Genomic DNA, 21,282 nt, shown 5'->3' on the forward strand with positions numbered 1-21,282 from the left:
AGACATTATATACTATAATCGCGCTTATACTTAATATATATGGAGATTTTTTAATGACTAAATTCATTTTTGTTACCGGTGGGGTATTGAGCTCCCTTGGAAAAGGGATTACAGCTGCCAGTATAGGTACTTTACTCAAACATGCCGGTAAGAATATAGGCATGCTGAAAATTGATCCATATATCAATGTCGATCCGGGTACTATGAGTCCGCTGGAACACGGGGAGGTTTTTGTGACCAAAGACGGCGCAGAAACTGATCTTGATATTGGAAACTATGAACGCTTTTTAGATAAATCTTTTTTAAAAACATCTAACTTTACAACAGGGCAGGTTTATTCAAGCGTTATAGAACGCGAACGTGCCGGTGGATATCTCGGACAGACGATTCAGGTCGTTCCTCATATTGTCGGTGAAATTGTCAAGCGTATAAAAGCAGCCGGGGAGGGGCATGACATTCTTGTTGTAGAGCTTGGCGGAACAGTGGGCGACATAGAAGGGCTCCCGTTTATGGAAGCGATTCGCCAAATGAAACACGATGATGAAGTTGCCGGTACTTTTTTTGTCCATGTAACCCTTATTCCCTACATTAAAGCAGCCGGGGAGATGAAATCAAAACCGACACAGCACTCGGTACAGGAACTTCGCCGTATCGGCATCACACCGCAGATGATTATAGCCCGAAGCGAAAATGCTCTGCCAAAAACATTTAAGAAAAAACTTGCTATGAGTTGTGATGTTGCCCCTGACAGTGTGATAGAAGCACTTGACGCGGCAAGTATTTATGATGTGCCTATGTCATTTTTACGACAAAATATCTTAAAACCGATATCCAAAGAGCTTGAACTTGGTGAAATTGTTCCCGATATGCAGGAGTGGGATTCTCTTGTGAAAAAAATCGTACAGCCAAAAGGTAAAGTTGTCATCGGTTTTGTCGGAAAATATTTGGCACTTAAAGAGTCTTACAAGTCACTTACAGAAGCGCTTATACATGCAGGAGCACATCTTGACAGCAGAGTCGAAATCTGCTGGGTAGATTCTGAAGAGATTGAAGAGAGAGGGGCAGAGACACTGCTGAACGACTGTGACGGTATTTTGGTAGCCGGCGGTTTTGGAAGCCGTGGTATCGAAGGAAAAATCCAGGCAATTGAATATGCCCGTGTCAACAAAGTACCCTATCTTGGTATCTGTCTTGGTATGCAGCTTACACTTGTTGAATATGCAAGAAACGTACTCGGCCTTGAAGGGGCAAACTCTGTCGAGTTTGATGAAAACACTCCACACCCTATGATTTATCTTATAGACAACTTTTTAGACCAGAGTGGTGGTATGCAGCTCAGAACACATCAATCACCAATGGGCGGAACACTTCGTCTAGGAGAATACCCGTGTGACACAAAAGAGGGTTCTTTACTCCGCCAAGCCTATAATGGACAAAAAACAATCTATGAAAGACACCGTCACCGCTATGAAGCAAACCCTGCGTACAGACAGCAACTTGAAGATGCCGGCATGATAGTCACAGGTGAGTCTGACGGGTTGATAGAGACAGTAGAGATTCAAGGCCATCCGTGGTTTTTAGGGGTACAGTTTCACCCAGAATTCACATCACGCCTGCAGACACCAAATCCATCTATACTAGCATTTGTCAATGCCAGTTTAAATGCTGAGTAATATACCCCACTTAAATAAATCAGACCTTTTTGCTCTGCTTGCACAAAGGTTTGACAAAGAAGACAAAAAGCTTTCCCAAATTCCAAATCCACAATTGCTTCATGATGCAGATAAAGCCGCAAAAAAAATTGCACAAGCCATACGTGCTAACAAACGTATAACGTTAGTAGGTGATTATGATGTAGACGGTGTCAGCTCTACTGCTATAGTCGTTGAATTTTTTAAACAAATCCCTTATCCTCTTGAAGCTATCATTCCCAATCGTTTTACTGATGGTTACGGTGTAAATCCTACTGTTTTGCAAAGAGTGGATGCTGACTTGGTAATAACTGTCGATAACGGAATATCTGCAATAGAAGCAGCCGATATATGCAAACAACGCGGCATAGACCTCATTATTACCGATCATCACACTCCTGGCGATGTTTTGCCGGATGCCTATGCTATCGTTGATCCAAAGCTCCCTGCATGTAACTATCCTTTTAAAGAGATATGTGGCGCACAGGTTGCCTGGCTTTTACTTGGACTTGTGAAAAAAGAGCTTGCACTCAGTATAGATATGAAGCAGTTTTTAGATATTTTGGCGATTGCAATTATTGCGGACATTATGCCTCTTGTCAACATCAACAGAACACTTGTCAAAGAAGGGCTTAGACTCCTTATGCACTCTAACAGGCCTGCCAGTGTTATTATCAGGGATTTTTTAAACAAGTCAAACATTACAAGTGAAGATATTGCATTTAACATAGCGCCGCGTATCAACTCTGCCGGGCGCCTGGAAGATGCTTCTATTGCCCTTGATTTTTATACTGCACCCGATACACATACGGCGTATAAACAGTTTGAACTCTTGGGACAGCTCAATACTCTGCGCAAAGAGACTGAAGCGCAAACAACACAAGAAGCACTCAATGCTGTCAATAAAAACGATAGAATTATTGTTGTGGCAGGTGAAAACTGGCATGAAGGTGTTGTAGGCATAGTAGCCGCCCGTTTGGTTGATAAATTTGGATCTCCTGCTATAGTTTTGAGTATAAAAGATGAAGAAGCCAAAGGGAGTGCCAGAAGTATCGGAGATGTCAATATATATGAACTCATAAAAGAAAATGAACACCTGCTCACTAAGTTTGGCGGGCATAAAATGGCAGCAGGACTGGGTTTACATGTAAAGGATACAGCAGCCTTTAGAGAAGCTCTCAACAGAAGTGCACAAAACATTCCTGATGATGATTTTATACCCAAAGAACAGATAAGTGGTATACTTAACAGTGAAGATATAGATACCGAACTGCTCACTCTGCTTGAACAGTTTGAACCCTATGGTGAGGCAAATCTCCGACCGACATTTCTTATAAAGGATGCAGAAGTTGTGAGCATTAAGCTTATGGGTGCGGACAAATCACATTCGCGCATTGAAGTCAGACAATTCCCGCACCAAAGAGAGACTATAGAGCTTATTGCTTTTCGACGTGTTTATGAGATGCCTGAGAATAAAAAGATTACATGTAGTTACTCCGTAACCAAAAATGAGTTTAACGGCAGGGTCTCTGCCCAGCTTTTAGTGAATAAAATCTTTTAGAAGCCTTGCATGCCAAAGATTTATGAGTGTCTAAAAGCCCACTCTCAAATCACTGCCTTACAGGCTTTGGACGATAATACTGTAACGATCAGTACCAAACTCCATAGTATACGGATTTTTGATGCTGATGATTGTCAAAATAAGAAAACCCTCTCCATCGCACAGTTAAATCATAGAACAACTGCCGTTGCTTTTCATCCAAGCGAAAATATTTGTGCCATAGCCAATGGTATTCAAATATATATAGTTTCTTTAACAAACAAAAGTCTTTTGCAAACTATCTATACCGACAATGGTACTGTTACTGCGCTTCATTTTATACCAGATATGCCTTATATTGTCAGTGCTACAAACGAGGGCAGGGTTATGCTCTACCGGCATGACACTCAAAGAGAAATAGCCCGTCTTATCTCGTTTAAACACCACTACATCAATGCTTTTGCTTTTCACAGAAACTATATGGCATGCAGCGGCTACGGAGGTTATGTCAGTATAATTCATCTGCAGTCCCACCGACAGATAAAGAAACTCTGTGTTTCCAAAGTAGCTGTCGGGGCTTTATGCTTTATAAACGAGCAGACGCTTATGCTTGGCAGTCATGATGGCACACTCTATGTACAGAAACTTCACAAAGATGAAAAAAACTTCTCTTTGCATATGCCTTTTGGTGCAATAAAAAATATTATATATTTCCCCCGGACTGATTTTGCACTTGTAAGCGGAAAATCAAAAAGTATTTCGCTTGTAAATATTAAAAGCAAAAAACTTGTAAGCCCGAAATATCTCAGCTTCGGTCATGAAGTCGATACTATGATTTTGACTCCTAAAAAAAAGCTTGTCGTTGCTTTAAAAAACCAACAACTCTACACTGTTACTTTTGCCGATGCTGATGAACTGAAAATGTGTATACTGCGCAAAGACATTGTCGAAGCTTTTAACATAATTGATGCAGACCCGCGACTTCAAGGTACAAAAGAGCATAAAAAAGTTGAAACTTTTTATCAAAAACTCTATGCAAAAGCTTTTTCTCATCTTATAAACTCCAATAAAAATGAGCTGAAAAAAATTCTCCATATCCTGCAGCAGATAAACAGCAAAACAGATGATATTATGCTTTTGTTCAAAGCTCATAAAAATTATGCAAGCTTTGAACACTTTTACAGAGACAAAAAGTATGCTCTTGCCTACAAACTCAGTGAAAAGTTTGCACCCTTGCAGCATACCTCTGTCTATAAAAAAATGGAAGCTGATTTTAAAAAATCATATGTTTTTGCCCAAAAACAGATACTCATTGGCAATTTGGACAGAGCAAAAGAACTTTTGCTCCCGTACATAACAATTTTGTCAAAACGCCCGCTTATAAACCTTTTGCTCAGACAAAATGAAGATTTTTTACTATTTTTAAAAGCACTCCAATATAAAGAGTACAGGACAATTGACAGGCTTATTTCAAAAAATGAGGTTTTTAAGGATATTCCCGGATATTATGAACTGCAAAAATCACAAGAAATACTGTTGCAAAATATAAAAGATACAATTAACAGTGCCAATGTTGAAAAAGCACTACGGCAAATAAAATCCACACAGCTCTTTACATGTAACAAAAATATACTGCAAGAGTTATATGAATATGCGCAATCTGTACAAAAATTTCTCTCATACTATGCAAATAATGATTTTAAAAGATGCTATGAACTTATAGACAGCGATACAAGACTGCAAAATCTTGAAATTACAAAACTTCTTGAAAAACACTGGCAGAAGCTTATGAACGAGTGTGAAATACATGCGCTTAACGGTGATATACAACAGATAAAAAAGAGACTGGGAGAACTGATATACACACATTCAAGAAAACAAAGAACAGGAAATCTTCTTCGGCTCAGTTTCTACACACAGATAAAACAACTCATCAATACAGATAAATTCAAAAGTGCTGAAAATATCATTTATTCCTATATTGATATTTTCGGTATAGACAAAGAGATTAGAATTATCATGAACAGCTATGAAACATACAGTACCAAAAAACTTGCCATTACTCACGAACAGGGGAAAAAACGCTCACGGGACAGCTGGTTTGATTCACAAATATTATGAATTCATAAGAGCAATTAACACCTCGACAGTCTCACTAAACGGTATCTGTATTGTCGAATCTTGCGTTATAAATTTTTCCATATCCTCTTTTTTATCAATAGCTTCATCAAGTTCAGCATCACTGCCTTTTGTATAGGCACCTATTCTTATGAGTGTTTCATTCTCTTTAAGAAGGGTATACAGTCGTCTAAATTTCATAACTGCCTTGAGATGCTCCGGTGTAATGATATCACTCATAACCCTTGAAGCCGAATTTAAAATATGCACAGGCGGATAGATGCCAAAATCTGTCATTTCACGAGAAAGAACGATATGCCCGTCTAAAATGGAACGGGACTGATCGGCGATAGGATCACCCATATCATCTCCCTCTATCAAAACAGTAAAAAAGGCCGTAATGCTCCCTTTGCCTTCTTCTTTTCCCGCACGTTCCATTAACTGGGGCAAAAGGGTGAGAGAGGAGGGAGGGTAGCCTTTTGAAGTCGGTGGTTCTCCAAGTGCCAGTCCTATTTCACGCTGTGCCATAGCAAAGCGTGTAACAGAGTCCATAATAAAGAGCACATCTCTGCCCTGATCCTTAAAATGTTCGGCAACACTCATTGCGGCAAAAGCACCGTATTTTCGCATCAAAGGAGAATCATCTGACGTTGCCACGACTATAACAGTATTTGTCAAATCACCACCGAGATTCTTTTCTATAAATTCAGGAACTTCACGACCGCGCTCACCGATGAGTGCTACGACCTTTATAGGAGCATCTGCTCCGCGGACAATCATACCCATCAGCGTTGATTTTCCGACACCGCTTCCTGCAAATATTCCGAGTTTCTGTCCTTTTCCACAGGTCAGAAGTCCGTCAATTGATTTGACCCCTACAGAAAAAACTTCATCTATCATACCTCTTTTCATTGCCGCTATTGGTGCTTTTATGATAGGGGTAAGCTTTCCTTCTTTCAGACTGCCTTTGCCATCAACAGGGCGCATAAATGGATCTACTACACGTCCCAAAAGAGCAGGGCCCACAGGAATATTCAAGCCTGTGGAATCTAAAAATACTTTATCTCCCGAACGAAATCCCTCTACAAATGAAAAAGGTGTAATGAAAAAGAGATCTGCATCAATCTCCGTTACCATTCCGACAGTCTCCTGTCCTGTAGTATCTGAAACAATTTTTACCATATCGCTTATGCTTACATGTAAACCTTTTGCTGTAATAATCGTTGCGTTGATTTTCACAACCTCGCCAAAAGAAACCGAATAGTTTTTATTTGCAAGTTTCTCTTTCAGTGATGAAAATGGCATGTTTTAGTATCTGTTTCCCGTAGGAGAATTAATGAGAGAAAAGAATTCACTGCGTGTTTTTTCATCTTTTTTGAAAAGTCCGCGCAGTGCTGATGATGTTGTCGTTGAGTTTATCTTTTCAACACCCCGCATCTCCATACACATATGACGTGCCTGAATCACAACACCAACACCTTTTGGCGCAATCGTATCCATAATGGCATCAGCAATCTGTTCCGTCAGCTGTTCTTGAATCTGCATGCGGCGGGCAAATACATTGACAACTCGGGGAATTTTGGAAAGTCCGACCACTTTTCCGTCTGGAATATAGGCTACATGTACCCGACCGATAATAGGCAGAAGATGATGTTCACATGTAGAATAGAACTCTATGTCTTTTACCAAAACCATTTCATCATTGCTTGTTGTAAAAAGCGCTTTTTTTAAAATCTCTGCCGGGTCTTCTTTGTATCCGCCGTAAATAAACTCGTAGGCTTTTCGCACGCGGGCAGGCGTATCTAATAACCCTTCACGACTTGGATCTTCTCCGACATGGTGCATCATTGTTTTGACTGCATTTTCAAATTCACTGTTTGTATTCTCTGACAAGGTTATGCCTTTTAAAGTTTTTAGTATGATAGGGTAGCAAGAATTTGCTGAAAAGATGATGTAATAAAAATACCTCAAGAGTAAACTTGAGGTATTTTTTTAGTGAATAAAGATATTTGGAACAATCAGTGGGTATTTTTTCATTTTTCTAAAAATATGTTTTCTGATAACCTGACGCAAATCACCTTCTAAAGTTCTAGGATTACCGATAAGTCCGGGCTTCATATTCAACAAGAAGTTTTCCAGTATTTCTTCTATCTCTTTTGCAAAAGCCCTGTCTCTTTTGTCGGCAACCAGACCAAATGATGTCACTTTTGGTTTATCCATCATTTTTCCGGTTTGTTCACTCACCTGAACCACGATCATAACAACACCGTCTGTTGCAAGTTTTTGACGATCCATAACTATGTCATCTTCGATTTCATAATTATTCTGATTGTCAATATATGTCTTGCCGGTTTTGACAGTTTTGACTTTTCTCATATATTTTGGTGCAATCTCTATCTGTTCCCCATCTGTCATAAGCAAAATATTTCTCTCAGGAACACCACACAACATTGCAGTCTCTTTATGTTTCATTACATGATTGTATTCACCGTGAATCGGTAAAAAGAACTTAGGATTAACGAGGCGAAGCATTAATTTTTGCTCTTCTAAAGACGCATGTCCCGAAACATGTAAATCTTTGTCATACGCTATTTTCGCTCCACATTTTTGCAGGTGATTAAGCATTTGAGAAATAGAACCCTCATTTCCTGGAATAGCACGAGAAGAGAGAACAATCAAATCAGTCGGTTTGATTTTAATATGTCTGTGCTCGCCTATTGACATTCTAAAGAGTGCCGAATTGCCCTCACCTTGAGAACCTGTTGTCACGATTAAAACATCTTTATCGCTCATATGTGCAACTTCATCAGGTTCCACAAAGATATTTTTTGGTAATTTAATATAGTCATATTGCATAGCTACTTCAAGATTACGCTCCATAGAACGCCCAATAACACAAATTTTACGACCATATTTCACAGCATACTGAATTGCCTGATAAACACGATGAATATTTGAACTAAAAGTTGAAAGAACCACTCTTCCCTCTGCCTTGCTAAACACACGATCCAATGCCGGTGCAACACTTAGTTCTGATGGCGTTGGATTCGGATTGTGTGAGTTTGTTGAATCACTCATCAGGCACAATACACCTTTCTCTCCATAATGGGCCAAACGATGTAAATCCGCAGGATATCCGTCTATCGGTGTATAGTCAATCTTAAAATCACCTGTATGAATGACTGTTCCTGCAGCTGTTGTAATAGCTACTGAAGAAGAGTCTAAAATAGAGTGGGTCATATGCATCCACTCAACTTCAAAATCATTTCCTATTTTATATACTTTTCTTTTTTCAATAGGATTAAAGTATTTTCTAGCCTCTTTTAAATGATGCTCATCAAACTTATTTCCGATCATTGCCAAAGGCAATGGCGTTCCGTATATAGGAAACTGCAGTTCTCTAAAAAGATACGGTACGGCTCCGATGTGATCTTCATGCGCGTGTGTAATGATAATACCGACAATTTTGTGCTTGATTTCATGCAGATAGGTAAAATCAGGAATCAGTATATCAACCCCGTGCATCTCTTCATCTGGAAAGCTCATCCCCACATCGACAAGAATTGCTTCATTGTCAGTTTCAAACACAGCGATATTTCCGCCGATTTCTCCAAGTCCGCCAAGTGGTGTGACACGGACTCTTGCTTTTGATTCCAAATCAAGTTTATAGTGCGGATTCAGTCTTTGCTTGTGTGCTTCCTGATTTTTTACAACAAATGCTTTTAACTTGTCATCAATAGGCGATGCCCCTCTTTTGTGGCGGCCGCGACTTTTGTTTTTATTGTTGTTTGTTCTTGGCTTTGCATTTGCATTTTTTTCACCGTTTGGCTTCTTTTGATTGCCGTTTGGTCTTCGATTGTTATTTGGTTTGCGGTTGTTATTTGGTTTGCGTTGTTCCTGAGGTTTACTTTGTACTGCCTCTTGTGTCTCTTCTGCCATCCAAACTCCTTGTTAATTTATAGAGTTGGTGATAGTCGTTAGTGCTTACCTGATGAGGGCGAACCGTTAATGCAAGTTCCAGTTTTTCCAGAACTTCCTGAAGTTTTTTCCTGTCATATTTTGAAGATAGATTTTTCACTAAAGTTTTTCGAGGCTGCGAAAATGCAACTCTTAGCATATCCTCGAACTCTTTGTCATTTCTATCAGCATTTTTTTCTATAAGAAAAACAGCAGAATCCACTTTGGGCTGCGGATCAAATGCAGTCGGAGGAACTTTCACAACAATCTGTGCTGTTCCTATACTTTGGGCTATTACGCTCAAAGAACCAAATACTTTTTCACCTGCAGTTGCACAAAACTTTTCTGCTACTTCAAGTTGAACCATTACAAGTATATTTTTACACATAGGATCTGCGAGTGCTTTCAATAGTATGTTCGTAGCGATATAATAGGGCAAATTTGCCACCAAATCATACGGCTCACGCACAAGTTCACTCTGCCAAGCGTTTAAAACATCTCCACAGTTTATATGGAGTCGCTTGGTAGCAATCTCTTCTTTAAATGTACTTTGTAACAGTTTACATAAATCGGTATCTACCTCAAAAGCTTCTACACTTTTGACATCAACTAAAAATTTAGTTAAATCACCTAAGCCAGGCCCAATTTCTACGATTTTATTCTCGTTTTTGGGCATCGCTTCGACGATTTGTCTTAAAACTGACTGGTCTTTGAGAAAGTTTTGTCCAAACTTCTTCTTTGCTACAACGCTTTCTTTATTCATGGCAATATACTACCTTTTTTTTACTTACAAAAAGGTAACAGAATGAAAAAAATCAATTTTCTTTTTCTGTTTTACACTAAAGCATTGATCTTTTCTTCTGAAACAGCCACTAATCGTCTTTGCAGTCTTGCTATTTCTGCTAAAAGTTCTTGGGCTGTTTTTTCTATTTCAGCATACTTTTCGCTGACAAGCTGCAATTCTGATTCGCTCAAAACTTTCTGCTTTTGTTTAAATATTTTTGACAAAAAACCGCTTTTTTTCTCTTCAGAAAAATAAAGATCAAATATCTCACGATATCTTTCATGCAGTTTGTTATGAAGCTCTTCAATATTACTCATGCACTCCAGCGGATTGTTGGAAAGTATTTTCAATTTCTGGCCATCGGTATAAAACCACTGGCCAAATTTTGTTTCTCTGGACGAAGTTGGCAAGACCCTGTCTTCAGGGTCTATTCCATCTATCAATGATTTGGCTGTTTCCACAAGTCTTGTCAATTCTATTTCTGCATTCTCTAAACTTTTTAATGTTTCATCCTTCTTCATCTACATCCTTGTTCAATAGACTTCTTGCAAAACTCCTATATGTCTCAGCATAAAGAAGAGAGTTTTAATCAAGGCAGATGTTCTTCAGCGTAGCCGTAGCTACAGTGAAGGTTATCTAACGCTGAGAAAAGCTCTCTTCTTTATGCCCTGCGGGAGAGATAAAAAGCAGCAATCTTGCACAAAAAAATATTTTATCCTTAGCTATGGCTAGGCATAAAAATTTATTTTGCACAATCTTACCGCTTTTTAACTCTCTGAGACTTATAGGAGTTTTGCAAGAAGTCTAATATATAATAAACGATTATAGTCCTAACTATATTAAAGCAATATAAAATTATAATTATTCTAAATTGTTTCACGTGAAACACGTTAAGGAAATGATGATTTCTCATCATCTTTAGTGTTGGAACCGCGGGCGATGTCCGAAGGACCGACGAGGACTTACCAGACTAAGTGCCTGACCAGAATAAATGACATAATTCAATGAAGATAAAAACTATGAGCTGTGAGGCAAAAATCCGCAGGAGCTACTGGTAGCTTCAAAGGTTTTTAACGAAGCAGATTATAGTTTTTATCTTCACCCGTAGGGCAACTTTTAAAAGGTTCATTGCCTTCGTTAAACTTCCGTTAACGATACCAGTATCGCTAACAACAGTTTGCCTTGGAACTAAACCTTTTAAAAATTGTTGAATATGTCATTTATTCTGGTCAGGCACTTATAAGCCAAGCAAGATATAATTACACTATGAATTATTTTGCAAAAAGAATTATTCCATGCTTGGATGTAAAAGACGGACGTGTTGTCAAAGGCGTCAATTTTGTAGGGCTCAAAGATGCCGGTGATCCTGTTGAAGTAGCCCGCAGATACAATGAAGAGGGTGCAGATGAAATTACATTTTTGGATATTACCGCTTCTTCTGACAACAGAGGCACAATAGTAGATATAGTTGCCCAGGTGGCACGAGAGATTTTCATTCCTCTGACAGTAGGTGGAGGTATTCGTAAGCTTGACGATATTTACAAACTCTTAAATGTCGGCTGTGATAAAGTCAGCGTTAATTCCGCAGCTATAAAAAGACCCCAACTCATAGACGAAGGTGCCAAACGCTTTGGATCACAGTGTATTGTTACAGCAATTGATGTGAAAAAAACAGGAAACAAATACAATGTTTACCTGAACGGCGGACGTGTAGATACCGGTATAGATGCTGTAGAGTGGGCAAAAGAAGTTGTAGACAGAGGAAGTGGAGAAATTTTACTAACCTCTATGGATGCAGACGGAACAAAAGCAGGTTTTGAGCTTACCATTACAGAGCAAATCAGCCGCGCGGTACATGTACCTGTTATTGCAAGCGGTGGAGCAGGGAGTATGCAACATATAAAAGAGGCTTTTGAACACGGTGCAGATGCTGCGCTTGCCGCTTCTATATTCCACTATAAAGAGATAGATATTATGGACTTAAAACATTATCTTCATGAACAAAACATTCCGGTAAGGCTATAAACAATGATAATATGTGCAGGAAACAACGAAACATTTTCTTTTGCAACGCCTATGGGAGTGGGATTGATTGAAACAGCTATGAATCTGACACGGCTTTGCCTTTTTGACAAACCCGAATTTTTACTTTTTGTAGGAACTGCCGGAAGTTATGGAGAAAAAAAGATATTTGATATTGTAGAATCAAAAACAGCTGCAAATATTGAACTTGCTTTTTTGAGCAATGATGCTTACACACCTCTTGATAATGTTGTTACAACAAACACTACCAGTAAAAAAGATATTGTTGTCAACTCATCAAATTATATATCTACAAACGAAACATTGACAAAAAACTTTTTAAAATTTGGTATTGGGATAGAAAATATGGAATTTTTCTCGGTGTTGCGCATTGCCCAAGAGTTTAATATTCCTGCCGGTGGCGTGTTTTGTATAACAAACTATACTAACAAACAGGCTCATGAAGATTTTCTCAAGAACCAATCCAAAGCAAAAGAACTCCTTGAAGAGCATGTAAAAAAACGTATAGCAGAGCTGACAGCAAAATGAAATCTTCTTTATATGACTTCACACAAAAAGAACTGACACAGTTAGTCAAACCATCTTTTCGTGCCAAACAGATTTACGGTTGGCTCTATCATCAGTATGCACAGGATTTTGATACAATGAAAAACATCCCAAAAGCATTAAAAGAAGAACTGAGTGAAAAATATACCATCAATCCCATGGAAATCGTACGAAAAGAAGAGTCAAGCGACGGCACGATAAAATATCTTTTACAACTGCAGGACGGCAAGACTGTTGAGGCTGTCTGGCTTAAAATGAAAGATGAGCAAGTTAATGAAAATGGTGAAATAACACAAGAGGCAAAATATACAATCTGTGTTTCCACGCAGGTTGGCTGTAAAGTCGGTTGTAGTTTTTGTTTGACAGCCAAAGGCGGTTTTACCCGTGATTTGACTGCCGGAGAAATTGTTGCACAGGTAGTAACGCTCAAACGTGACAACAAACACAAACATAACAGAAAAATAAATATAGTATATATGGGAATGGGAGAACCTCTCGACAATCTTGAAAATCTTGCACAGGCTATAGAAATTTTTAAAGAAGAAGAGGGACTTGCCATTTCTGCAAAAAGACAAACAGTCAGTACAAGTGGTCTCAGTAACAAAATAGACAAACTCGGTCAAATGGATCTGGGTATACATATAGCCATATCACTCCATGCAGTTGATGATGAACTGCGCAGTGAACTTATTCCGATGAATAAAGCACATAACATCAACTCCATTATAGAAGCGGTAAAACGCTTTCCTATTGATACGCGCAAGCGTGTTATGTTTGAATACCTTGTGATTAAAAATAAAAATGATGATTTAGGCTCTGCAAAAAAACTTGTCAAGCTTCTGAACGGAATCAAAGCAAAGGTAAACCTTATCTATTTTAATCCCTACCCGGGCACACCGTATGAACGTCCTTCATGTGAAGATATGATAAAGTTTCAGGAATACCTGATAAACCATGGTCTGCTCTCTACCATACGTGATTCCAAAGGGATAGACATCAGTGCGGCATGCGGACAGTTAAAAGAAAAAAACCAAGATGAGATAAACAGTTAGATAACGAGTCTAGTAGTATAATTATAACAAAAATCAAGGATAGTTATGAGTAGTGTTGATATCAGTGAAGTAGTTTTGTTAGTGTTTGTTTTTGCAATTGGCGTTGGCGGTTTTATTTGGGCAGCAACAAAAGAAGAGAAAGAATAAACTTTCAGTAAAAATTCTATCAAGTCAAACAAAGTCTGAAGCAGACGACCAACACACCAGGGAGGTCGTCTATGAGTGTAATAATACCCTACTAATCTTAAAAATATATTTCATCTTAAAATAAATTTTAATCATAATAAAATATGCAAATTTCTTCTGAATGTGTAGTATTCACACATTGTTCTAAAGTGTGAATATCACATAATTAAATAGCTAAATAATTTATAAATTTTCTCGTAATTTAAGAAATAATTTATGTAAAATCTAGCTTAAAATAATTTATGAGCCCTTTTAAAAGCCTGTTCTCAGGGCTCTAAAGAGATTTTAAAAAATTATTCACATAAATGAAAGTAATATTTGTTCTTGAATCAAAAAGTTATTCACATTACATGTAATAAACATATCTTTAAGAAATCTACCTTGCTTTTTATGCTGTAAGGTTTCTCATATAAATGAAATGCAAGTTCACTGGCATGTAACAGTAAACGTTTTGCTCCACTGTTTTCTATCCTCTGATCTTCAGACAACTCTCTGTCTAAAAATTTAACAATATTCTCTTCACTCTGTCCATAAATAGGATCACCGACAATAGGATGTTTCACGTGAAACAAGTGGACACGTATTTGATGCTGTCTTCCGGTATATGGCAGACACTCCACAAGTGTCATATTTAATTTTGGAAAATACTCCAATGGTTTAAAAACTGTTTTGGAAGCTTTTCCTTTTTCATCTACTTTCACAACCATACGAACAATCGCACTTTCATCTTCTGCTCTTAAGAGAGGTTCTTCAACAGTAAGTTCTTTATCAAAGTAACCATGCACGAATGCCAGATATTTTTTTTTCATATCTCTGTGTTCAAACATCATTTTAATGTCTCTTTCGCTTTGTTTGTTTTTTGCGCACAAAACGAGTCCACTTGTCTCTTGATCAATTCTGTGTGTAATATTTGCATCTCTGCCGTATTGGTATTTTAATTCATCTATAAGAGAGTAGGGCGTGTATCTGTTTTGAGGATGAATAAGCACACCACTCGGCTTGTCAAAAACAACAAACTCTTCTTCTTCGTATGTAGGTTCCAGACCTTTTGTTATCGGTTCAAAATAAATAAATTCAAATTCGCCTTCTATTTCACCGGCAGTTCTTGTCATTGGCGTGTCGTTGACAAAAAGCCTGCCTTTTGCGATGAGACGCTGTGCCTCTTTTTGGGTGTACCCTAGTTCTTGAATTAAATATAAAAATGCTTTTTGTTTTTTTGGTGCAAACATTCTCTTTCTTACGAATGGCAAATTTCAATCCTCTTTAATGAATATTTGAGTAAAATAAACTACTTTAATCTATGCGAATTCTAGCATAAAAACAATCATAAGGAACCTATATAATGGTAGATAGATATTCACGGGAAGAGATGGCATCAAAATGGACATACCAGGCAAAATACCAGGCATGGCTTGATGTTGAAATCGCTGTAGTAAAAGCTTGGGCAAAATTGGGAAAAATCCCTCAGGAAGATGCAGATAAAATTGTTAAGAATGCAAAGTTTGACATCAAACGCATAGATGAAATAGAAGCGGTAACACGCCATGATCTTATAGCATTTACAACTTCGGTATCAGAATCTCTCGGTGAAGAGAGCCGATGGTTTCATTATGGTATGACATCTTCAGATACTATTGATACAGCAGTTGCTCTTCAAATGAAAGAGTCACTCGCTTTAATCATAAAAGATGTGAAAATGATTATGGAGTCTATCAAAAAACGTGCCATGGAACACAAAATGACTTTAATGGTCGGACGTTCTCACGGTATACACGGAGAACCTATAACATTTGGTCTCGTGTTAGCTGTCTGGTATGATGAAATGGCTCGTCATCTCGAAAATCTTGAACAGACTATGGATGTTATAGCAGTCGGACAGGTAAGCGGTGCTATGGGTAACTTTGCACATGCTCCTTTGGAACTTGAAGAGTATACCTGTGAAGAACTCGGTCTTAAACCTGCTCCGGTTTCAAACCAGGTTGTACAACGTGACCGTTATGCAAGATTGGCAACTGCCTTGGCATTACTGGCAAGCTCTATAGAAAAATTTGCCGTTCAGGTTCGTCACTGGCAAAGAACAGAAGTCTATGAGTGTGAAGAGTATTTTGCAAAAGGGCAAAAAGGTTCTTCTGCAATGCCGCACAAACGTAACCCGATTCTGACAGAAAATATAACAGGACTTGCACGTATGATTAGAGCATATGCAAACCCTGCTATGGAAAATGTAGCTCTTTGGCATGAACGCGACATCTCCCACTCATCAACAGAACGTTTTTGGCTGCCTGATGCATTTATTACTAGTGACTTTATGCTTCACCGCATGAATAATGTTATCGCAAACCTGACTGTATACCCTGAAAATATGATGAAAAATCTCAACCTGACAGGCGGGCTTGTTTTTTCACAGCGTGTTTTACTTGAACTTCCTCTGCAGGGTGTGAGTCGTGAAGATGCCTACAGAATCGTACAAAGAAATGCCATGAAAGTCTGGGAAGAGATTCAACAGGGCAAACCTACTGTGAATGAAAATGGAGAGAGTCTCTATCTGAACCATTTGCTTGCTGATGAGGAATTAAGAAATTCACTCAGTGAAGAAGTAATCAGAGAATGTTTTAATTATGATTACTATACAAAAAATGTAGATAAAATATTTGCAAGAGTTTTTAAATAAATTTCATCTTTTAGTAATGTATTTGATGGTAAGATACTTTTATTAAAATATAAAGGTTTCTTATGAAAATCAACATACAAAATATTAATATAAATATAACTGCAGGAGCTATAATTATTGCACTTATATATTTGGTTGGAGAAAAACTATAATGATAACAGTTATAAAACGAAACGGACGAACAGAGCCTCTTGATATATCCAAAATCCAAAAATACACATCTGCCGCAGTGAAAGGTTTGGCCAATGTCAGTCAGAGTGAACTCGAAGTGGATGCACAAATTCACTTTCGTGATGGCATAACATCAAAAGAGATACAAGAAACACTTATAAAAACGGCAGTAGATAAAATAGATATTGATGCACCCAACTGGACATTTGTAGCTTCACGTCTGTTCCTGTTTAACCTTTACCATCAGGTCAACGGATTTACAGGATACGGCAAACTTGAAAAGTATTTTGAAAAAGGGGAAAAAGAGGGTCGCATACTTTTGGGTTTGAAAGAGATGTATGATCTTGATGAACTTGAAAAGCATATCAAACCTGAAAGAGATCTGCAGTTTAACTATCTTGGCATAAAAACACTTTATGACAGATATTTGATAAAAGACAGAGATGCCAATCCCATAGAACTGCCCCAGCATATGTTTATGGCAATTGCGATGTTTTTGGCACAGCGTGAGCAAAACCGCCAAGAATGGGCCATCAAATTTTATAACATGATAAGCAAATTCGAAGTTATGTTAGCCACTCCCACACTCTCCAATGCAAGAACTCCAAGACACCAGTTAAGTTCATGTTACATAGGCTCGACTCCTGATAATATCGAAGGTATATTTGACACCTATAAAGAGATGGCAATGCTTTCGAAATTTGGTGGAGGAATCGGCTGGGACTGGACCCAGGTTCGTTCAATGGGTTCTTTTATAGACGGCCATAAAAATGCCGCAGGTGGTACTATTCCCTTTTTAAAAATAACAAATGACATTGCCATCGCCGTAGACCAGCTCGGTACCAGAAAAGGTGCTATCGCCGTTTACCTTGAGCCATGGCATATAGATATCAACGACTTCCTGGATCTAAAGAAAAACTCTGGTGAAGAGCGTCGTCGCGCTCACGACCTGTTTCCGTCTCTGTGGCTAAACGATATGTTTATGAAACGTGTAGAAGAAGATGCAATCTGGACACTTTTTGATCCCTATGACACCAGAGAACTCACAAATGTCTATGGTGAAGAGTTTAACAAACTTTATCTCAAATTCGAACAGGATGAGAGCATCATCAAAGAAAAAATCAAAGCAAAAGATTTATGGAAAAAGATTTTGACTTCTTATTTTGAGACAGGTTCTCCGTTTCTTTGTTTTAAAGATAATGCCAACCGTGCAAACCCGAATGATCATTACGGAATTATCAGAAGTTCCAATCTTTGTACAGAAATTTTTCAAAACACACAACCTAACCATTATAAAATAAAGTTTATTTTTGAAAACGGTGACAGTGTTAGTTATGAAGAAGAGGAGTTGGTAACTGTAGACAGCGGTATAACAAAACCCGCCAAAAAAGTTACTGCTTTGGATTCACTGGGCGGACTTCCTATTTTTGCTGTGGAAAAAGAAAAAATTGACGGCGCTACGGCTGTTTGTAACCTTGCCTCTATAAATCTTTCACGCATAAATACGAAAGAAGACATAGACAGAATTGTTCCAACAGCTATTAGATGTTTGGACAATGTTATAGATTTGAATTTTTATCCCGTTGAAAAAGTAAAACGCACAAACATGCGAAGCCGCTCTATCGGTTTGGGTGTTATGGGCGAAGCACAGATGCTTGCAGAAGCCGGTATCATGTGGGGAAGTCAGGAACATTTTGACAAAATAGACGAAATTATGGAAGCTGTTTGTTATAACGCGGTTTCCGCATCTTCCGACTTGGCTGTTGAAAAAGGAAGCTATCCTGAATTTGAAGGCAGTAAATGGAGCAGAGGAATAATGCCTCAAGACCATGCAAACGCCGAAGTTGTAAATCTGGTTGACCGTGGCGGACTCTTTGCTTCAAAATACGAATGGGATGAGCTTCGGGCCAAAGTAAAAAAACAGGGAATGCGAAACGGTTATCTGATGGCTGTAGCCCCTACTTCATCCATATCTATCTTAACAGGTACGACACAGGCAATTGAGCCTGTCTTTAAACGAAAATGGTCAGAAGAGAATCTCAGCGGATTAATTCCGGTTGTTGTTCCAAATCTCTCACCTGAAACATGGAGTTATTATACTCCGGCATATGATTTAAACCAGACTGTCCTCATAAAAGCAGCGGCTATACGCCAAAAATGGATAGACCAGGGGCAGTCTCTCAACATTTTTATAACACTCGATAAAGCAAGCGGGCGTTATCTTAATGAAATTTATATGCTGGCATGGAAACTGGGACTCAAGTCTACCTATTATCTGCGTTCACAGTCACCGGAAATGGCAAGTGATGTGGAAGACAGAAGCATGGAGTGTGTCGGTTGCCAATAGACCTTGAGCGGTTTGACAGCTTTAAAAATACCGACTTGCGTTCCCTTGAAGTCATTTCACCCACCCATCTGAGATTGGTTCTTGCAGTTCAGGATGCCGCACGTGATTATGACTGGATAACCGTAGCACTTGATTTTACAGAGGTAACAGATGCAAGACTGCTTGAGCAAAGCAAGTTACAGTTTATAAATATGAGTGACGGAGCAAGTCTCTTACATGTAGACAAAGAATTTGCATTTGGCATAGGAGCGTGCTATAATATTCAAGCAATTAAAAACTCGACGCTCTATATCATTTCTAAAGATTTGAAATATAAAGAGGGACAATTTTAAAGGACAGCAATGACATATGAGGTAAAAGGTGAAATACTTGGATTTGTAAATACCAGGCAGGTAGATATAAATGAAATAGATGAACTTTTTTCTATTATGAAAGACAGCCAAAATCCGGCTATATCTTTTACTCTGGTCAACCCTTATATGTTACGCAAATACCCTTTTGAAATTCCTGCAAAGACAAAAGAGTTACTCAAAATTACTGACAATTCAGAGATAAGTGTATACACCATTTTGCTTATTCAAAAGCCTTTGGAACAATCAACAGTCAACTTCCTGGCTCCCGTTATTATCAATCATGACAACAATACATTGACACAAATCGTTTTAGAGCCAAAACAGAATCCAAATTATGGAATGGCAGAACGTATAGAATCATTCAAAAAAGAAGCATCTTCATAAAATAATTCCAAATGGAACTAAAGTAGCATTACAATTGCCAAATAGAGTGTAAAATACATCTCAAAAAGGAGAATTCTATGAAAATTGTATGTCCACACTGTTTTGCACTAAACAATGTTCCAAAAAAAGAGAGTTATAAAAAAGCCAATTGCGGAAAGTGTAAACAATCACTTTTAGACACAAAACCTATAGAACTTACAAATGCAAATTTTGATGAAGTAATCGTCAACAGTGAAATCTCTGTAATAGTTGACTTTTGGGCACCATGGTGCGGTCCATGTAAAATGATGGCTCCGAATTTTGAACGCGCTGCCACTCAATTTCCACTCAAAGCACTTTTTGCAAAAGTAAATACTGAAAATGAGCAGAATCTGGGTGCACGTTTTGGAATTCGTTCAATTCCGACTATCATCGTCTTTAAAAATGGCCGTGAAGTAGAAAGAGTCAGTGGTGCTCTTGATATAAATTCACTTGTCTCTCTTGCTTCAAAACACAGTAATTAAAATTTATTTTATATAAGAACAGCAGTAATCGGTCACACTCTTTATTTTTATTTCAAATGAAGAGTTGGCCGGTACTGTAAAAATTTCAGGGGTCACAAGTGTACGCCACTCTTCACCCGGCAGTTTCACTTCCACATCACCGCTCATTATTTCCATAATCTCTTTATCGGCTGTATTAAAAGTATATTCACCCGGCAGCATGATGCCCAAAGACTTTATGCTTCCGTCAAGAAATTCAACCGTTCTGCTCGTTACTTTTCCGTCATAATAAATATTTGCCTCTTTTGTTATTGTTACATTTTCAAATTTTGACATCTGTTTTTTCCTTTTAGTGTTAGTTAAATTTTATATGTTTTCATGTAAGGCTCAGACCGCAGGAAGAATTTGTCCTGAAATAAAAACATATAAAATTCTATTTCTTTAATTTCACTCTCTGAGAGTGTGTTATGGCTACAGCCATGGCATCTGATATATCAAGAGGTTTGATCTCTTTTTTTATGTTTAACAGGCGCTGAACCATAAATGCTACCTGTTCTTTTTGTGCTTTTGCCTTGCCCGTCAGTGCTCTTTTCACCTGTAAAGCCGTATATTCATGAAACTGTCCGAATTCCTGCAGAAGTTTCAGCATTATTGCCCCGCGAAACTGTGCCAGTTTGATTGTGGTTGCCGGATTATGAGCATAAAAAATATCTTCCATGGCTACTTCGTCAATAACATGATTTTCAAATATACTGCTCAATCCTTCAACCATTTGTGGTATTTGAAACTGTAAATCTTCTGCCTTCATTTTTATAAGTCCCGCTTCAATAAGCGATATTTTTGAATTTTGTAACGAAATAAGTGCATACCCCATATTTCTGGTTCCGGGATCTATACCAAGTATAGTCATTTAAGGCCTTTAAAACATTTTTCACTATTATATAGAAAACAATATAA

Annotated in this window: 19 protein-coding genes; 11 read left to right on the top strand and 8 right to left on the bottom strand. The window is 38.1% G+C overall.

All coding sequences use genetic code 11. From position 1 onward, the window contains the following. Positions 1 to 53 precede the first annotated feature (53 nt). The 3 genes from pyrG to FJR45_RS12240 are packed head-to-tail and all read left to right on the top strand — an operon-like array spanning position 54 to position 5,352. Positions 54 to 1,673, top strand: a complete 1,620-nt coding sequence (gene pyrG / locus FJR45_RS12230; RefSeq protein WP_193150770.1) for a CTP synthase — start codon at positions 54 to 56, stop codon at positions 1,671 to 1,673. Beyond that, positions 1,663 to 3,252, top strand: a complete 1,590-nt coding sequence (gene recJ, locus FJR45_RS12235) for a single-stranded-DNA-specific exonuclease RecJ (RefSeq protein ID WP_193150771.1) — start codon at positions 1,663 to 1,665, stop codon at positions 3,250 to 3,252. Before pyrG ends, recJ begins: the two co-directional genes overlap by 11 nt. A gap of 9 nt (positions 3,253 to 3,261) precedes the next feature. Then, on the top strand, positions 3,262 to 5,352 hold the full coding sequence (locus FJR45_RS12240) for a WD40 repeat domain-containing protein (protein ID WP_193150772.1): 2,091 nt from the start codon (positions 3,262 to 3,264) through the stop codon (positions 5,350 to 5,352). On the opposite strand, the gene fliI is transcribed toward FJR45_RS12240, so the two are convergent. From fliI to FJR45_RS12265, 5 genes are all read right to left on the bottom strand, one after another. Further along, positions 5,347 to 6,654 carry a flagellar protein export ATPase FliI gene (fliI, locus tag FJR45_RS12245; RefSeq protein WP_193150773.1) on the bottom strand — a complete coding sequence of 436 codons (1,308 nt, stop codon included), beginning with the start codon at positions 6,652 to 6,654 and terminating at the stop codon, positions 5,347 to 5,349. The genes FJR45_RS12240 and fliI overlap by 6 nt on opposite strands. A gap of 3 nt (positions 6,655 to 6,657) precedes the next feature. After that, the gene (gene folE / locus FJR45_RS12250) at positions 6,658 to 7,242 is read right to left on the bottom strand and encodes a GTP cyclohydrolase I FolE (RefSeq protein WP_255613234.1); all 585 of its coding nucleotides are present in this window, start codon (positions 7,240 to 7,242) and stop codon (positions 6,658 to 6,660) included. 99 nt (positions 7,243 to 7,341) lie between these two features. Next, positions 7,342 to 9,288, bottom strand: a complete 1,947-nt coding sequence (locus FJR45_RS12255) for a ribonuclease J (RefSeq protein WP_193150774.1) — start codon at positions 9,286 to 9,288, stop codon at positions 7,342 to 7,344. Next, positions 9,254 to 10,069, bottom strand: coding sequence for a 16S rRNA (adenine(1518)-N(6)/adenine(1519)-N(6))-dimethyltransferase RsmA (gene rsmA / locus FJR45_RS12260; RefSeq protein WP_193150775.1), 816 nt, complete (start codon positions 10,067 to 10,069; stop codon positions 9,254 to 9,256). The genes FJR45_RS12255 and rsmA overlap by 35 nt, the downstream gene beginning before the upstream one ends. Before the next feature lie 71 nt (positions 10,070 to 10,140). Further along, a complete protein-coding gene (locus tag FJR45_RS12265) occupies positions 10,141 to 10,611 on the bottom strand; it encodes a CZB domain-containing protein (protein ID WP_193150776.1) in 471 nt (156 codons plus the stop codon). A gap of 745 nt (positions 10,612 to 11,356) precedes the next feature. Here FJR45_RS12265 and hisF point away from each other — a divergent pair. From hisF to rlmN, 3 genes are read left to right on the top strand one after another with little or no spacing between them, the layout of a single operon-like run. Next, entirely contained in the window at positions 11,357 to 12,115 is a 759-nt protein-coding gene (hisF, locus tag FJR45_RS12270) for an imidazole glycerol phosphate synthase subunit HisF (protein ID WP_193150777.1), read from the top strand. A 3-nt stretch (positions 12,116 to 12,118) separates the two neighbouring features. Beyond that, entirely contained in the window at positions 12,119 to 12,661 is a 543-nt protein-coding gene (locus tag FJR45_RS12275) for a phosphorylase family protein (protein WP_193150778.1), read from the top strand. Then, on the top strand, positions 12,658 to 13,731 hold the full coding sequence (gene rlmN, locus FJR45_RS12280; protein WP_193150779.1) for a dual-specificity RNA methyltransferase RlmN: 1,074 nt from the start codon (positions 12,658 to 12,660) through the stop codon (positions 13,729 to 13,731). The genes FJR45_RS12275 and rlmN overlap by 4 nt, the downstream gene beginning before the upstream one ends. Positions 13,732 to 14,258: 527 nt before the next feature. Here rlmN and FJR45_RS12285 read toward each other — a convergent pair. Then, positions 14,259 to 15,167 carry an RluA family pseudouridine synthase gene (locus FJR45_RS12285; RefSeq protein ID WP_193150780.1) on the bottom strand — a complete coding sequence of 303 codons (909 nt, stop codon included), beginning with the start codon at positions 15,165 to 15,167 and terminating at the stop codon, positions 14,259 to 14,261. A 92-nt stretch (positions 15,168 to 15,259) separates the two neighbouring features. Here FJR45_RS12285 and purB point away from each other — a divergent pair, with 92 nt between their 5' ends. The 5 genes from purB to trxC all read left to right on the top strand — a co-directional run bounded on the left by purB (position 15,260) and on the right by trxC (position 20,346). After that, positions 15,260 to 16,588, top strand: a complete 1,329-nt coding sequence (purB, locus tag FJR45_RS12290) for an adenylosuccinate lyase (RefSeq protein ID WP_193150781.1) — start codon at positions 15,260 to 15,262, stop codon at positions 16,586 to 16,588. Positions 16,589 to 16,739: 151 nt separating this feature from the next. After that, positions 16,740 to 19,106 (top strand): ribonucleoside-diphosphate reductase subunit alpha, encoded by a 2,367-nt coding sequence (locus FJR45_RS12295; protein ID WP_193150782.1) that lies wholly within the window; start codon positions 16,740 to 16,742, stop codon positions 19,104 to 19,106. Next, complete coding sequence (locus FJR45_RS12300) at positions 19,088 to 19,438, top strand: hypothetical protein (protein WP_226966437.1); 351 nt, start codon at positions 19,088 to 19,090, stop codon at positions 19,436 to 19,438. Before FJR45_RS12295 ends, FJR45_RS12300 begins: the two co-directional genes overlap by 19 nt. 9 nt (positions 19,439 to 19,447) lie before the next feature. Then, positions 19,448 to 19,843 carry a flagellar assembly protein FliW gene (gene fliW / locus FJR45_RS12305; RefSeq protein WP_193150784.1) on the top strand — a complete coding sequence of 132 codons (396 nt, stop codon included), beginning with the start codon at positions 19,448 to 19,450 and terminating at the stop codon, positions 19,841 to 19,843. Between the two features lie 77 nt (positions 19,844 to 19,920). Continuing rightward, on the top strand, positions 19,921 to 20,346 hold the full coding sequence (trxC, locus tag FJR45_RS12310; RefSeq protein WP_193150785.1) for a thioredoxin TrxC: 426 nt from the start codon (positions 19,921 to 19,923) through the stop codon (positions 20,344 to 20,346). Positions 20,347 to 20,349: 3 nt separating this feature from the next. Here trxC and ppnP read toward each other — a convergent pair whose 3' ends face one another. Then, a complete protein-coding gene (gene ppnP, locus FJR45_RS12315; RefSeq protein ID WP_193150786.1) occupies positions 20,350 to 20,661 on the bottom strand; it encodes a pyrimidine/purine nucleoside phosphorylase in 312 nt (103 codons plus the stop codon). A gap of 97 nt (positions 20,662 to 20,758) precedes the next feature. Next, on the bottom strand, positions 20,759 to 21,235 hold the full coding sequence (ruvC, locus tag FJR45_RS12320) for a crossover junction endodeoxyribonuclease RuvC (protein WP_193150787.1): 477 nt from the start codon (positions 21,233 to 21,235) through the stop codon (positions 20,759 to 20,761). Between the last annotated feature and the right edge of the window lie 47 nt (positions 21,236 to 21,282).

Origin of the sequence: Sulfurimonas sediminis (assembly GCF_014905115.1) — a bacterium.
Lineage (GTDB): Bacteria > Campylobacterota > Campylobacteria > Campylobacterales > Sulfurimonadaceae > Sulfurimonas > Sulfurimonas sediminis.

Excerpts from the sequence above, each read along its gene's own strand:
- FJR45_RS12240 (WP_193150772.1), top strand. The coding sequence starts at position 3,262 with ATGCCAAAGATTTATGAGTGTCTAAAAGCCCACTCTCAAATCACTGCC.
- purB (WP_193150781.1), top strand. The coding sequence starts at position 15,260 with ATGGTAGATAGATATTCACGGGAAGAGATGGCATCAAAATGGACATAC.
- fliI (WP_193150773.1), bottom strand. The coding sequence starts at position 6,654 with ATGCCATTTTCATCACTGAAAGAGAAACTTGCAAATAAAAACTATTCG.
- FJR45_RS12265 (WP_193150776.1), bottom strand. The coding sequence starts at position 10,611 with ATGAAGAAGGATGAAACATTAAAAAGTTTAGAGAATGCAGAAATAGAA.
- ruvC (WP_193150787.1), bottom strand. The coding sequence starts at position 21,235 with ATGACTATACTTGGTATAGATCCCGGAACCAGAAATATGGGGTATGCA.
- pyrG (WP_193150770.1), top strand. The coding sequence starts at position 54 with ATGACTAAATTCATTTTTGTTACCGGTGGGGTATTGAGCTCCCTTGGA.
- ppnP (WP_193150786.1), bottom strand. The coding sequence starts at position 20,661 with ATGTCAAAATTTGAAAATGTAACAATAACAAAAGAGGCAAATATTTAT.
- FJR45_RS12295 (WP_193150782.1), top strand. The coding sequence starts at position 16,740 with ATGATAACAGTTATAAAACGAAACGGACGAACAGAGCCTCTTGATATA.
- fliW (WP_193150784.1), top strand. The coding sequence starts at position 19,448 with ATGACATATGAGGTAAAAGGTGAAATACTTGGATTTGTAAATACCAGG.
- rsmA (WP_193150775.1), bottom strand. The coding sequence starts at position 10,069 with ATGAATAAAGAAAGCGTTGTAGCAAAGAAGAAGTTTGGACAAAACTTT.
- rlmN (WP_193150779.1), top strand. The coding sequence starts at position 12,658 with ATGAAATCTTCTTTATATGACTTCACACAAAAAGAACTGACACAGTTA.
- trxC (WP_193150785.1), top strand. The coding sequence starts at position 19,921 with ATGAAAATTGTATGTCCACACTGTTTTGCACTAAACAATGTTCCAAAA.
- FJR45_RS12255 (WP_193150774.1), bottom strand. The coding sequence starts at position 9,288 with ATGGCAGAAGAGACACAAGAGGCAGTACAAAGTAAACCTCAGGAACAA.
- hisF (WP_193150777.1), top strand. The coding sequence starts at position 11,357 with ATGAATTATTTTGCAAAAAGAATTATTCCATGCTTGGATGTAAAAGAC.
- FJR45_RS12275 (WP_193150778.1), top strand. The coding sequence starts at position 12,119 with ATGATAATATGTGCAGGAAACAACGAAACATTTTCTTTTGCAACGCCT.
- recJ (WP_193150771.1), top strand. The coding sequence starts at position 1,663 with ATGCTGAGTAATATACCCCACTTAAATAAATCAGACCTTTTTGCTCTG.